The sequence below is a fragment of the Streptomyces sp. bgisy159 genome, assembly GCF_057707805.1.
On record NZ_JBYIQX010000001.1, the window covers coordinates 242926 to 256488 of the forward strand.

Here is a 13563-nt window from a genome sequence, read left to right on the forward strand (position 1 = left end):
GCCGAATCCTCATAAGGTAAGCAGTATTGAAGCCGGTGAGCCGGTATGGTCGCGAGGAGGACTGCGGTGAGCGAGACGAGCCCGAAGCTGCGTGCCGAGCTGGCGGGGATTCCCACCTACAAGCCGGGCAAGCCCGCCGCGGCCGGCGGCGCCGTGGCCTACAAGCTGTCCTCGAACGAGAACCCGTACCCGCCGCTGCCCGGCGTGATGGAGACCGTGACGGCCGCCGCCTCGGCGTTCAACCGTTACCCCGACATGGCCTGCACCGGCCTGATGGACGAGCTGTCGGAGCGCTTCGGCGTCCCGCCGGCCCACCTGTCCACCGGCACCGGCTCGGTCGGTGTCGCGCAGCAGTTGCTGCAGGCCACCTCCGGCCCCGGCGACGAGGTGATCTACGCCTGGCGGTCCTTCGAGGCGTACCCGATCATCACCCAGATCAGCGGGGCCACGTCGGTGCGCGTGCCGCTGACCTCCGGCGAGGTGCACGACCTGGACGCGATGGCGGACGCGATCACCGACCGGACCCGGCTGATCTTCGTCTGCAACCCGAACAACCCGACCGGCACCGTGGTGAAGCGGGCCGAGCTGGAGCGGTTCCTGGACCGGGTGCCCGGCGATGTGCTGGTGGTGCTGGACGAGGCGTACCGGGAGTTCATCCGCGACCCCGAGGTCCCGGACGGGGTGGAGATCTACCGAGAGCGCCCCAACGTGTGCGTGCTGCGGACCTTCTCCAAGGCCTACGGCCTGGCCGGTCTGCGGGTGGGCTTCGCCATCGCGCACGAGCCGGTGGCGGCGGCGCTGCGCAAGACGGCGGTGCCGTTCGGCGTCAGCCAGCTCGCGCAGGACGCGGCCGTCGCCTCGCTGCGTGCCGAGGACGAGCTGCTGGGCCGGGTCGGCTCCCTGGTGTGCGAGCGCACCCGCGTGGTGGACGCGCTGCGAGCGCAGGGCTGGACGGTGCCGGAGACGCAGGCGAACTTCGTGTGGCTGCGGCTGGGGGAGCGCACGGTGGACTTCGCCGCCGCGTGCGAGCAGGCCGGCGTGGTGATCCGGCCGTTCGCGGGCGAGGGTGTGCGGGTCACGGTCGGGGAGGCCGAGGCGAACGACATCTTCCTGAAGGCGGCGGAGTCGTTCCGCAAGGACCTCTGAGGGGGTCCTTCCGCGCCCGCCTCTGAGAGATTCCCCGCATTCCCCGCTTCCCCCGTAAGGGCCTCTTACGGTTTCTCCGCAGCTCAGGGCCCGTGGCGGTGGTGTCGCCACGGGCCTTTCGGGCATGTCCGCAGGACCTCTCGGACCGCGAGGGGGACCCCCCGCCCCTCAACGGTCGAACGTCTATGCTGCATAATGCTTGTGAATGTGAACGCGTTCACAAGCGATGTTCACAAGCGACCCTGTCGCTGCGCCACGGCGATGTAAGGAGAAAGCGACGTGGACCTGGCTCTGGCGCCCGAGACACTGGCGCGCTGGCAATTCGGCATCACCACCGTCTACCACTTTCTGTTCGTCCCGCTGACGATCTCGCTGGCCGCCCTCACGGCCGGACTGCAGACCGCCTGGGTGCGCACGGACAAGGAGAAGTACCTCAGGGCCACCAAGTTCTGGGGCAAGCTCTTCCTGATCAACATCGCCATGGGTGTCGTCACCGGCATCGTGCAGGAGTTCCAGTTCGGTATGAACTGGTCCGACTACTCCCGGTTCGTCGGTGACATCTTCGGGGCCCCGCTCGCCTTCGAGGCACTGATCGCCTTCTTCTTCGAGTCCACCTTCATCGGCCTGTGGATCTTCGGCTGGGACAAGCTGCCGAAGAAGCTCCACCTCGCCACGATCTGGATGGTCTCGATCGGCACGGTCCTGTCGGCCTACTTCATCCTCGCGGCGAACTCCTGGATGCAGCACCCGGTCGGCTACCGGATCAACGAGGCGAGGGGGCGTGCCGAGCTGACCGACTTCTGGGCCGTGCTGACCCAGAACACCGCGCTCAGCCAGGCTTTCCACACGCTGTCAGCCGCCTTCCTGACCGGCGGTGCCTTCATGGTCGGCATCGCGGCCTTCCACCTCGCCCGCAGGAAGCACGTGGTCGAGATGAAGACCTCGCTGCGGCTCGGCCTGGTCACCGTGGTCGTCGCCGGACTGCTCACCGCGGTCAGCGGTGACACCCTCGGCAAGGTCATGTTCGAACAGCAGCCCATGAAGATGGCCGCCGCCGAGGCCCTGTGGGACGGCGAGGACTCCGCGCCGTTCTCGGTCTTCGCCGTCGGCGACGTCGACAAGGGCCACAACAGGGTCGCCATCGAGGTGCCGGGCCTGCTGTCCTTCCTGGCCGACAACAACTTCGACTCCCACGTTCCCGGCATCAACGACGTCAACAAGGCCGAGCAGGAGCAGTTCGGGCCCGGCGACTACCGGCCCAACATCCCGGTCGCCTACTGGGGCTTCCGCTGGATGATCGGCTTCGGCATGGCGTCCTTCGCCATCGGTCTGGCCGGACTCTGGCTCACCCGCAAGAAGTTCCTGCTGCCGAAGCACCTGAGGGTCGCCGAGGACGAGGTGCCGCACCTGGTCCTGTTCAAGAACAGGGCGCTCGGAACGAGGCTCACCCCCTGGGCCTGGCGCATCGCTATCTGGACCCTGGCCTTCCCGCTGATCGCCAACTCCTGGGGCTGGATCTTCACCGAGATGGGCCGCCAGCCGTGGGTCGTCTACGGCGTCCTGCGCACCAGCGACGCGGTCTCCCCCGGCGTCTCCCAGGGCGAGGTCCTCACCTCGATGATCATCTTCACCGCGCTGTACGCGATCCTCGCGGTCATCGAGGTGAAGCTGCTCGCGAAGTACGTGAAGGCCGGCCCGCCCGAGCTCACCGAGGCCGACCTCAATCCGCCCACGAAGATCGGCGGCGACTCCCGGGACGCCGACAAGCCGATGGCCTTCTCGTACTAGGCCGAGGGAGCTGCACAGTCATGGAACTGCACGACGTCTGGTTCGTCCTGATCGCCGTCCTGTGGATCGGATACTTCTTCCTGGAGGGGTTCGACTTCGGGGTCGGCATCCTCACCAAGCTGCTGGCCCGTGACCGGGCCGAGAAGCGGGTCCTGATCAACACCATCGGCCCCGTCTGGGACGGCAACGAGGTGTGGCTGCTCACCGCGGGCGGCGCCACCTTCGCCGCCTTCCCCGAGTGGTACGCCACGCTGTTCTCCGGCTTCTACCTCCCCCTGCTGATCATCCTTGTCTGCCTGATCGTGCGGGGCGTGGCCTTCGAGTACCGGGCCAAGCGGCCCGAAGAGAGCTGGCAGCGCAACTGGGAGACGGCGATCTTCTGGTCGTCCCTGGTCCCGGCACTCCTGTGGGGCGTCGCCTTCGGCAACATCGTGCGGGGCGTGCAGATCGACCAGAACCACGAGTACGTGGGCGACTTCTGGGATCTGCTCAATCCGTACGCGCTGCTCGGCGGCCTGGTGACGCTGACGCTGTTCACCTTCCACGGAGCGGTGTTCACCGCCCTCAAGACCGTCGGTGACATCCGGGAGCGGGCGCGGAAGCTGGCGCTCCAGGTGGGCATCGCCACCGCCGCGCTGTCCCTGGTCTTCCTGCTGTGGACGCAGATCGACAGCGGGGACGCCAAGAGCCTGGTCGCGCTGGTCGTGGCGGTGGCCGCACTGGTCGCCGCGCTGGTGGCGAACCAGGCCGGACGCGAGGGCTGGTCGTTCGCGCTGTCCGGCGTCACCATCGTGGCCGCTGTGGCGATGCTCTTCCTGACGCTCTTCCCGAACGTGATGCCGTCCACCCTCGACGCCGGCTGGAGCCTCACGGTCACCAACGCCTCGTCGAGCGGCTACACCCTGAAGATCATGACCTGGTGCGCGGCTGTCGCCACCCCGGTGGTGCTGCTCTACCAGGGCTGGACCTACTGGGTGTTCCGCAAGCGGATCGGCACGCAGCACATCGCCGAGCCCGTGCACTGAACCAACGAGCGTGCACCGAACACCGACCCCGTGTCCCGAGGTGTGTTTCACGTGAAACCAATCGATCCGCGTCTTCTCCGGTACGCCCGCACCACGCGGTTCTTCCTGCTGGCGGTCGTCGGACTGGGCGTGGTCGGGGCGCTGCTGGTCATCGCCCAGGCGATGCTCATCGCCGAGGTGGTGGTCGGTGCCTTCGAGCACGGGCTGTCGGTGCCGGAACTGCGGACTCCCCTGGTGCTGCTGGCCGCCGTGGCGGGTGGCCGGGCGCTGGTCGGCTGGCTCACCGAGCTGTCCGCCCACCGGGCGAGCGCGGCCGTGAAGTCGGAGCTGCGGGGGCGCCTGCTGGAGCGCGCCGCCGCGCTCGGTCCCGGATGGCTGAGCGGGCAGCGGACCGGTTCGCTGGTCGCCCTCGCCACCCGGGGCATCGACGCCCTCGACGACTACTTCTCGCGGTATCTGCCCCAGCTGGGGCTCGCGGTGGTCGTCCCCGTGGCGGTGCTGGCGCGGATCGTGACCGAGGACTGGGTATCCGCCGCGATCATCGTCGCCACCCTGCCGCTGATCCCGGTGTTCATGGTGCTCATCGGCTGGGCCACCCAGTCCCGGATGGACCGCCAGTGGCGGCTGCTGTCGCGGCTGTCCGGGCACTTCCTGGACGTGGTCGCGGGCCTGCCGACGCTGAAGGTGTTCGGCCGGGCCAAGGCGCAGGCCGAGTCGATCAAGCGCATCACCGGCGAGTACCGTCAGGCGACCCTGCGTACCCTGCGGATCGCCTTCCTCTCCTCGTTCGCCCTGGAACTGCTGGCCACCCTCTCGGTGGCGCTGGTCGCGGTGACGATCGGCATGCGGCTCGTGCACGGTGAGATGGACCTGTACGACGGCCTGGTCGTCCTGATCCTGGCGCCCGAGGCATATCTTCCGCTGCGCCAGGTCGGCGCCCAGTACCACGCGGCGGCCGAGGGCCTGGCGGCCGCCGAGGAGATCTTCGAGGTACTGGAGACGCCCCTGCCGGAGTCCGGCACGCGGGCTGTCCCGGCCGGAGCCCTGACCTTCGAGAACGTGACCGTCCGCTACCCCGGCCGGTCCGCCGACGCGGTCGCGGACGCCTCCTTCACCGTCCGGCCCGGCGAGACCGTCGCGCTCGTCGGCCCGAGCGGCGCGGGCAAGTCCACGCTGCTGAACGTGGCGCTCGGGTTCGTCCGGCCGACCGCGGGCCGGGTACGCGTCGGCGGGGCCGACCTCGCCGGGCTCGATCTGGAGCAGTGGCGGTCGAGGATCGCCTGGGTGCCGCAGCGCCCCCACCTGGTCGCCGGCACCGTCGCCGAGAACGTACGGCTGGCCCGGCCCGACGCGGACGACTTCGACGTACGCCGGGCGCTGGCGGACGCGGGGGCGCTGGACTTCGTCGACGCGCTGCCGCAGGGCCCCGACACCGTCCTCGGCGAGGACGGCGCCGGCCTGTCCGCCGGGCAGCGGCAGCGGCTCGCGCTGGCCCGGGCGTTCCTCGCGGACCGGCCGGTCCTGCTCCTCGACGAGCCGACGGCCGCGCTGGACGGGCGCACCGAGGCGGAGGTCGTGGCGGCGGTACGGCGGCTGGCGGCCGGGCGGACCGTGTTGCTGGTGGTGCACCGGCCGGCACTGCTGGGCGTGGCGGACCGGGTGGTGCGGCTGACCGAACCGGCGGCACCGGCCGCACGGCACGGCGCCACCATGCCGTCCGGCGTCACTATGCCGTCCGGCGCTACCACGTCAGCCGGCGTCGTCACGTCGTTCGACGCCACCACGTCGACCGGCGTCACCAGGCCGGCCCCCATCACCGGGCCGGCCCGCGCCCGGGAGGTCTCCGGCACGGTGCCCGAGGCGGCGGGCGCCGCGCCGGCGAGGAGCGTCCTCGCCCGGGTCCGCGCCATGTCGGGCGCCCGGCGCGGTCGGCTCGGGGCGGCCCTGTTGCTGGGCAGCCTGGCGCTCGGCAGCGCGGTCGGCCTGATGGCCACGTCCGGCTGGCTGATCTCGCGCGCCTCGCAGCAGCCACCCGTGCTGCACCTGATGGTGGCCGTGACGGCGACCCGGGCCTTCGGTATCGGGCGGGCGGTGTTCCGGTACGCCGAGCGGCTGGTGTCGCACGACGCGGTGCTGCGCATGCTCGCCGACACCCGGGTCGCCGTCTACCGGCGGCTGGAACGGCTGGCCCCGGCCGGACTGCGCGCCACCCGCCGCGGCGATCTGCTGTCCCGGCTGGTCGCGGACGTGGACGCCCTGCAGGACTACTGGTTGCGCTGGCTGCTGCCGGCCGGCGCCGCCGCCGTCGTCTCCGCCGGTGCCGTCGGGTTCACGGCCTGGCTGCTCCCGGAGGCGGGTGCGGTGCTGGCCGGCGGACTGGTCGCGGCCGGTGTGGGCGTACCGCTGATCACCGCGGCGGTGGCCCGCCGGGCCGAGCGCCGGCTGGCCCCGGCCCGCGGGGAGCTGGCCACCCGGGTGGCCGACCTGCTCACCGGCACCGCCGAGCTGACCGTCGCCGGGGCGCTGCCCGCCCGGACCGCCGAGGCCCGCGCGGCCGACGGGGTGCTGACCCGGATCGCCGCGCGGGCCGCGACGGCGACCGCGCTGGGCGACGGGCTGACCGCGCTGGTGTCCGGGCTGACCGTCGCGGGAGCCGCGCTGGTCGGAGCCCGGGCGGTCGGCGACGGCCGGCTGAGCGGTGTGGCGATGGCCGTGGTGGTGCTGACCCCGCTGGCCGCCTTCGAGGCGGTGCTGGGGCTGCCGCTCGCCGTGCAGTACCGCCAGCGGGTGCGCCGGAGCGCCGAGCGGGTGTACGAGGTGCTGGACTCCCCCGAGCCGGTGCGGGAGCCGGAGCGGCCCCGGCAGGCACCGGTGTCGCCGTTCCCGCTGGTGGTGAAGGGGCTGACCGCCCGCCACGCAGGCCAGACCCGGGACGCGCTGGCCGGGGCCGACCTCACGCTCGCCGAGGGGCGCCGGATCGCCGTGGTCGGCCCGTCCGGCTCCGGCAAGACGACCCTCGCCCAGGTGCTGCTGCGCTTCCTCGACCCGGACACCGGCGGCTACACGCTGGGCGGCGTGGACGCGTACGCGTTGGCCGGCGACGACGTACGGCGGCTGGTCGGGCTGTGCGCGCAGGACGCGCACCTCTTCGACAGCTCGGTGCGGGAGAACCTGCTGCTCGCCAGGAAGGACGCCACCGAGGCCGACCTGCGCGACGCGCTCGCCCGGGCCCGGCTGCTGGAGTGGGCCGACGGGCTGCCGGACGGGCTGGACACGCTGGTCGGGGAGCACGGGGCGCGGCTGTCCGGCGGGCAGCGGCAGCGGCTCGCGCTGGCGCGGGCCCTGCTGGCGGACTTCCCGGTGCTGGTGCTCGACGAGCCCGCCGAGCACCTCGACCTGCCCACGGCCGACGCGCTCACCGCCGACCTGCTGACCGCCACCGAGGGCCGCACCACCCTGCTGATCACCCACCGGCTGGCCGGACTGGAGGCCGTGGACGAGGTGGTCGTCCTGGACGAGGGACGGATCGTGCAGCGCGGGCCGTACGCCGAGCTGGCGGCCGGTCCGGGCCCCCTGCGCGCGATGGCCGAGCGGGAGGCGGCGGCACAGTCGCTGCTGAGGGCGGGGTGAACACGATGACGTACCAGCGGCCCGCACACCGGCTCGTCCCGGCCGCCAGGTCGTCGTAGGCCCACGTCACGTCCGGCACACCGCCTTCCGAACCCCGGGCCGCCGGTCCCTCGGCGGAACTCGCCGCACGGGTGCCGCAGTTGCCGGAGACGATGCGGTCCGCGGGCAGCGGTGCGGAGCCGCACTCGACGCTGGACCGCATCTGCGAGACGGCCGCCGCGCTCACCCGGACCCGGTACGCGGCCGTCGGGGATGGTCGCCGAGGACCTCGACGGGCTCTGCGAGTTCGTCCACCACGGCGTCGACGGGCCGCCGCGGCGGACTGCGCGACCTCCGGCACCGCGCGCGGTCCCCGGGCGGCGACGGTCACCACGGCGCCGGCACAGGAAAGGACGGCGGAGGCACCACCGTGGTCGGGGAGGCGCCGCACCGAGGCGGGCGCCGCCCGGCATCCGATGAGCCATCCGGGTCTGCGTGTCCCCCGGGCGTATGTCTTGAACAGGCCCCGGGGCAGGCCGCCGGGCGAGGATCACTGACATGCGCTCACTTCGCCGCCGCCCGCTGCTCGTCTCGGTCCTGCTGTGCGCCGCCGCGGTGCTGGCGGCGCGCCCGACCACCGCCGACGGCGAGTACGACGACGGCCGCTCGGGGGCCGGTGCGGAGGTGGCCCGGCTGTACGCGGAGGCGGCCGCGGCGACCCGGCAGTGGGAGGAGGGCCGGCGCGCGGCCGACGCGCAGCGGGCCGAGGCCGAGCGGATCGAGGGGCTGCTGGGCCGGGAGCGCCGCGAACTCGCCTCCCTGCGCGAGGACCTCGGCCGCATCGCCCGCGCCCAGTACCGCGACGGCGGCGGCCTCCCCGCCGCCGCACAGCTCGTCCTCGCCGGCAGCACCGAGGACCTGATGCGCGGTCAGCGGGTTTTCTCGCAGGCCAACCAGGCCGTCGACAACGCGATCGACAAGAGCCGCCGTGCCGAGCGCCGGCTGGCCGCCGACGAGGCGCGGGCGGCGACCGCCTGGCGGGCCCTGGAACGGCGCAACGCCGAACTCGCCTCCCTGAAGAAGGACATCGAGCACAAGCTGCAGGCGGCTCGGATCCGCTTGCAGGGCCAGGCGGACGCCTCGGCCGCCGCGGGCGCCTGCCGGGGCGCGGTGCGCCTGGACCAGCCGTCTTCGCACTTCACCAGCGCGTGGGTGGCGCCCGTGGAGGCGTACGCGATGTCGGCGGGCTTCGGCAGCGGCGGCTCGCGCTGGGCGAACCGCCACACCGGGCAGGACTTCGCCGTGCCGATCGGGACGCCGGTGCGGGCGGTCGGCGAGGGCCGGGTGGTGCGCGTGGCGTGCGGGGGCGCCTTCGGCATGCAGGTCGTTCTCGAACACCCCGGCGGCTACTACACGCAGTACGCCCACCTGGCCTCCGTCGCCGTCGACCAGGGGGAGCGGGTGGCCACCGGACAGTGGATCGGCCAGTCCGGCACGACCGGCAACTCCACCGGGCCGCACCTGCACTTCGAGGTGCGGGTCACCCCGGAGACGGGCTCGGCGGTGAACCCGGTGCCGTGGCTGGCGGCCCGGGGCGTGCCGGTGGGCTGACGTGGCGGGACGGGTGCCCCGGGTGGCGTGCGGGGGCGCCTTCGGCATGCAGGTCGTCATCGATCGGCCCGGCGGCACTTCATGGGCCCCGTGAGCTTCCGGCGCGTCGGGCAGTGCGTGGACGTCCCGGGACAGCGCTCAGCCCCGTTCGGCCACCAGTCGCTCGATGACGACCGCGACACCGTCGTCGTTGTTGGCGACCGTGCGCCCGGAGGCCGCCGCGACCACGTCCGGGTGCGCGTTGCCCATGGCGTACGACCGGCCCGCCCAGGTCAGCATCTCGACGTCGTTGGGCATGTCACCGAAGGCGACGACCTCCTCGTGGGAGATGCCGCGTTCCGCGCAGCACAGGGCGAGCGTGCTCGCCTTGGACACATCGGGCCCGCTGATCTCCAGCAGGGCGCTGGGGCTGGACCGGGTGACCGTGGCGAGGTCGCCGACGGCGAGCCGGGCGAGGCCGAGGAAGGCGTCGGGGTCGAGCGTCGGATGGTAGGCGAGGATCTTCAGCACGGGCTCGTGCGCGCTCGGGGCGTCGGGACCCAGCAGCTCCTCGGCGGGCGCCAGGGTGTCCGGCACCTCCATGTGCAGCTTCGGATACGCCGGTTCCTGGTTGAAACCGTAGGTCTGCTCCACCGCGTACACCGTGCCCGGCGCCGCCTGCCGCAGCAGACGCACGGCGTCCAGCGCGTTCTCGCGGGCCAGCTCGCGCACCTTCACGAACCGGTGGGTGCCGGGGCCGCCGTGCAGGTCGACCACGGCGGCGCCGTTGCCGCAGATCGCCAGGCCGTGCCCGTGGACGTGGTCGCTGACGACGTCCATCCAGCGGGCCGGGCGGCCGGTGACGAAGAAGACCGCGATCCCCGCCTCCTCGGCGGCGGCGAGCGCGGCGACCGTGCGTGGGGAGACCGTCTTGTCGTCCCGCAGCAGCGTGCCGTCCAGATCGGTGGCGATCAGCCGGGGCGGGAGGGCGGCGGCCGACGTCTCGGGCTCTGTAGTCGCTGAGGTCACCGGCCCATTCTCGCGCATATGCCCGCACGGCCGTGCGGCAGTGCGCACAGATGAGACGCAGACGACGCCCGCCCCCTTGTCGGGTCAGCGCCGGGTCGCTGCCGGGTCAGCGCAGCTGCGCCGGCGCCTCCATGGCGATCCGCTCGAAGACCTTGGCGTCGGCGGCGAAGTCCGAATCCGGGATCGGCCAGTGGATCACCAGCTCGGTGAAGCCCAGCGCCTGGTGGCGGCCCGCGAAGTCGACGAACGCGTCCAGCGACCCCAGCGGCCGGCTCCGGTCCGGGGTGAACCCGGTGAGGAGGATCCTGTCGAGCTCGTCCGGCTGCCGTCCGACGGCCGCGCACGCCTCGCCCAGCTTCTCGATCTGGCCCGCGAGAGCGCGCACCGACTCCTCGGGCGTGCCGTTCTCGAACAGCTTCGGGTCCCCGGTGGTCACCCACGCCTGCCCGTGCCGGGCGGCCAGCCGCATCCCGCGCGGGCCGGTCGCGGCCACCGCGAAGGGCAGCCGGGGCCGCTGGACGCAGCCGGGGATGTTCCGCGCCTCGTGCGCCGAGTAGAAGGTGCCGTCGTGGGTGACGGAGTCCTCGGTCAGCAGCCGGTCGAGCAGCGGGACGAACTCGCCGAGCCGGTCGGCGCGCTCCCGCGGGCTCCAGGGCTCCTGGCCGAGCGCGGTGGCGTCGAAGCCGGTGCCGCCCGCGCCGATGCCGAGGGTGATCCGGCCGCCGGAGATGTCGTCCAGGGAGATCAGCTCCTTGGCGAGGGTCACCGGGTGCCGGAAGTTCGGCGAGGTCACCAGCGTGCCGAGCCGCATCCGGTCGGTCGCCGAGGCCGCGGCGGTCAGCGTGGGGACGGCGCCGAACCAGGGGCCGTCGCGGAACGGGACGCGCCAGGAGAGGTGGTCGTAGGTGTAGCCGGTGTGGAAGCCCAGCTCCTCGGCCCGCGACCAAGCGGCGCGGCCGCCCTCGTGCCAGCGGCGGTGGGGGAGTATCACGGTGCTCAGACGCATGGCCCCGACGATACGCGCCGAGGAGCCGACCCCTTCGCCGGCCGGTGCCGTCGTCGCTCCCCCCGGCCGGTGCCGTCCGGCGGGGCGCGGGGACCGCGGGTGCAGCAGGTGCTTCCGCGCATCAGCCGCATCATGTCCCCCGCATCGGCCATTACAGCCGTCCGGTCGCACGCGGTCACCGGTACGGGTGGCGCTTCCGCGGCCTCGGGGGCGGAGAGCGAGTGCCCGCGTCGCGCCGCTGTCACTGTGAACCGCATCCGCCGCGGCGGCGAACCACGCGGTGTACCACGCCCGGAGATCGCCCGGCGACCCCTGTTCCCGTCAGGAAACGGAGTTCCTGTGCGACGTCGCAGTGCCGCTCTGCTCACCGCCCTGCTCGCCTCCCTCGCGGTGGGGGCCGCGTACCCGCAGAGCAGCGACGGGTCACCGCCCGGACTCGACAGACTGCGTCAGAGCGGTGAGGTACGTGGTGCCCGAGGGCCCCTCCCCGGTGCCGAGGTGACGCTGCTCCAGGCCGGGGACCGACCCGGTGCGGGCGCCCGCCCGCTGGCCCGCGCGCGCAGCGACTCGCGCGGCCGTTTCAGCCTCTCCTACCGTGCTCCGCACAGCCCGGACGCCGTGCTGTACCTAACCGCGGACGCGGGACGGTCCGGTTACGGGGACGACCGGGCCGCCCGGGGCGCGCGGCCGGTCCGGCTGGTCGCGATGCTCGGTGTCGGCCGCCGTACCGGGAAGGTGGTGCTCAACGAGCGCACCACGGTCGCGGCGGGCTTCGCGATGGCGCAGTTCACCCAGGGAGGCGAGGTCGCGGGCCGCGGCCCCGGGCTGCAGAACGCCGCGGCCGTCTCCCACAACCTGGCCGACGTCGGTGACGGGACGGTCGCCACGCTGCTCGCCACCGCACCCAACGGCGACCGCACGTCCACCCTGCGCGCCTTCAACACGCTGGCGGACATCCTGTCCGGCTGCACCGCCGGGCAGACCTGCGACGCGCTCTTCGAACTGGCCGCACGGCCCGGCGCCCCCGCGCCCCGGGAGACCTTCCAGGCGGTGGCGGACATCGCCCGGCTGCCCGGGCAGCACGCCACCGGTCTCTTCGCCCTGGCGGACGGCCGGAACACCTACCGGCCCCGGCTGGCGAAGGCCCCCGACGCGTGGACGCTCGCCCTGCGCTACGTGGGCAACGGGCACGAACTGGACGGTCCGGGCAACGTCGCGTTCGACGCGGAGGGCACGGCCTGGATCGTCAACAACTACACGTTCGGCGCCGATCCCTCGCGGTCCGTGTGCGGCTCGCGCATCCTGTCCCGGCTCACTCCGACCGGCGCCGACGTGCCCGGCGCCCCCTACCGCGGCGGCGGGCTGTACGGCGCGGGCTTCGGCGCCGCCGTCGACCCCCGGGGGCACGCCTGGGCGGCCAACTTCGGCTTCCAGGGCACCGGCTGCCCGCTCGACGCCGGCCGCCTGTACCGCAGTGTCTCCGAGTTCGGCCCCGACGGCCGGCCCCTGTCACCGCCCCGGGGCTGGCGCCGGGGCGGCATCCTCCAGCCGCAGGGCACCCTGTCGGACCGCGACGGGAACGTCTGGGTCGCCAACTGCGGGGGCAGGAGCGTCACCCGGATCCCGGACGGGGATGCGCGGCGGGCCCGGAACATCGCGCCCGGCGGTGACAGCCTGGTCAAGCCGTTCGGTGTCACGGTGGACACGCGCGGGCGGGCCTGGGTGACCGGCAACGGGAGCGACAGCGTCACGCTGCTGTCCCCGCAGGGCAGGCCCCTTCGCTCGATCACCGGCGGCGGGATCAAGCGGCCCATGGGCATCGCCGCCGACAGCCTGGGCCACGTTTACGTGGCCAACAGCGGCGCGGTGGTCGCGCCGTGCGAGGGCACCACGCCGGCCATGGTCGCCGAAGCGGTCGCCGACATCGTCACCCGGCACGTCGACGCCTCGGTCACGATGATCCGCCCCGACGGCACCACCCCCGCCGAGCCCTTCGTCAACGACGGTCTGTTCCTGCCCTGGGGCATCGCGGTGGACGGCGACGACACGGTCTGGGTGGCGAACTTCGGCGGCCACCGCCTGGCCAACCTGTGCGGTGCCCGCCTGTCCGCCTGCCCGCCCGGGCTCCGCACCGGCGACCCGATCTCGCCGGCGGACACCGGCTACACCAGCGACGGGCTGGAACGCAACACCGCCGTGCAGATCGACCCCTCGGGCAACGTCTGGCTGGCCAACAACTGGCGGGACGTGCCGGTGCAGACCAACCCCGGCGGCCACGAGATGGTGGTCTTCGTCGGGCTGGCCGCCCCGGTCCGTACCCCGCTGTTCGGGCCGCCCCGGCACCTCTGACCGAGCGGGAGCCGGGTGTGG

General features: G+C 73.2%; 8 protein-coding genes and 1 pseudogene. 7 read left to right on the forward strand and 2 right to left on the reverse strand.

What is annotated here, in order from left to right:
• The first annotated feature begins 66 nt into the window (after positions 1 to 66).
• From hisC to AC3ET3_RS01175, 6 genes and pseudogenes are all read left to right on the forward strand, one after another.
• Positions 67 to 1146, forward strand: coding sequence for a histidinol-phosphate transaminase (hisC, locus tag AC3ET3_RS01150; protein WP_432136594.1), 1080 nt, complete (start codon positions 67 to 69; stop codon positions 1144 to 1146).
• Between the two features lie 279 nt (positions 1147 to 1425).
• Complete coding sequence (locus AC3ET3_RS01155) at positions 1426 to 2934, forward strand: cytochrome ubiquinol oxidase subunit I (protein ID WP_432136595.1); 1509 nt, start codon at positions 1426 to 1428, stop codon at positions 2932 to 2934.
• Positions 2935 to 2954: 20 nt separating this feature from the next.
• Complete coding sequence (gene cydB, locus AC3ET3_RS01160) at positions 2955 to 3959, forward strand: cytochrome d ubiquinol oxidase subunit II (RefSeq protein WP_432156536.1); 1005 nt, start codon at positions 2955 to 2957, stop codon at positions 3957 to 3959.
• A 51-nt stretch (positions 3960 to 4010) separates the two neighbouring features.
• Positions 4011 to 7589, forward strand: a complete 3579-nt coding sequence (gene cydD / locus AC3ET3_RS01165; protein ID WP_432136597.1) for a thiol reductant ABC exporter subunit CydD — start codon at positions 4011 to 4013, stop codon at positions 7587 to 7589.
• A 104-nt stretch (positions 7590 to 7693) separates the two neighbouring features.
• A pseudogene (locus AC3ET3_RS01170) lies at positions 7694 to 7892 on the forward strand (histidine kinase); the annotation flags it as partial.
• 234 nt (positions 7893 to 8126) lie between these two features.
• Positions 8127 to 9179, forward strand: a complete 1053-nt coding sequence (locus AC3ET3_RS01175) for a peptidoglycan DD-metalloendopeptidase family protein (protein WP_432136598.1) — start codon at positions 8127 to 8129, stop codon at positions 9177 to 9179.
• A gap of 138 nt (positions 9180 to 9317) precedes the next feature.
• Here the strand turns inward: AC3ET3_RS01175 and AC3ET3_RS01180 are convergent, their stop codons facing one another.
• The gene (locus AC3ET3_RS01180) at positions 9318 to 10205 is read right to left on the reverse strand and encodes an HAD family hydrolase (protein WP_435611461.1); all 888 of its coding nucleotides are present in this window, start codon (positions 10203 to 10205) and stop codon (positions 9318 to 9320) included.
• An 88-nt stretch (positions 10206 to 10293) separates the two neighbouring features.
• Positions 10294 to 11193, reverse strand: coding sequence for an LLM class flavin-dependent oxidoreductase (locus AC3ET3_RS01185; protein ID WP_432136600.1), 900 nt, complete (start codon positions 11191 to 11193; stop codon positions 10294 to 10296).
• Positions 11194 to 11532: 339 nt separating this feature from the next.
• Between AC3ET3_RS01185 and AC3ET3_RS01190 the strand changes: the two genes are divergently transcribed.
• Positions 11533 to 13542 (forward strand): NHL repeat-containing protein, encoded by a 2010-nt coding sequence (locus AC3ET3_RS01190; protein ID WP_432136601.1) that lies wholly within the window; start codon positions 11533 to 11535, stop codon positions 13540 to 13542.
• The last annotated feature ends 21 nt before the right edge of the window (positions 13543 to 13563 follow it).

Bases quoted from the DNA above. Each gene is read 5' to 3' on its own strand.
- AC3ET3_RS01175 (WP_432136598.1), top strand. From the start codon at position 8,127: ATGCGCTCACTTCGCCGCCGCCCGCTGCTCGTCTCGGTCCTGCTGTGC.
- AC3ET3_RS01180 (WP_435611461.1), bottom strand. From the start codon at position 10,205: ATGCGCGAGAATGGGCCGGTGACCTCAGCGACTACAGAGCCCGAGACG.
- cydB (WP_432156536.1), top strand. From the start codon at position 2,955: ATGGAACTGCACGACGTCTGGTTCGTCCTGATCGCCGTCCTGTGGATC.
- AC3ET3_RS01185 (WP_432136600.1), bottom strand. From the start codon at position 11,193: ATGCGTCTGAGCACCGTGATACTCCCCCACCGCCGCTGGCACGAGGGC.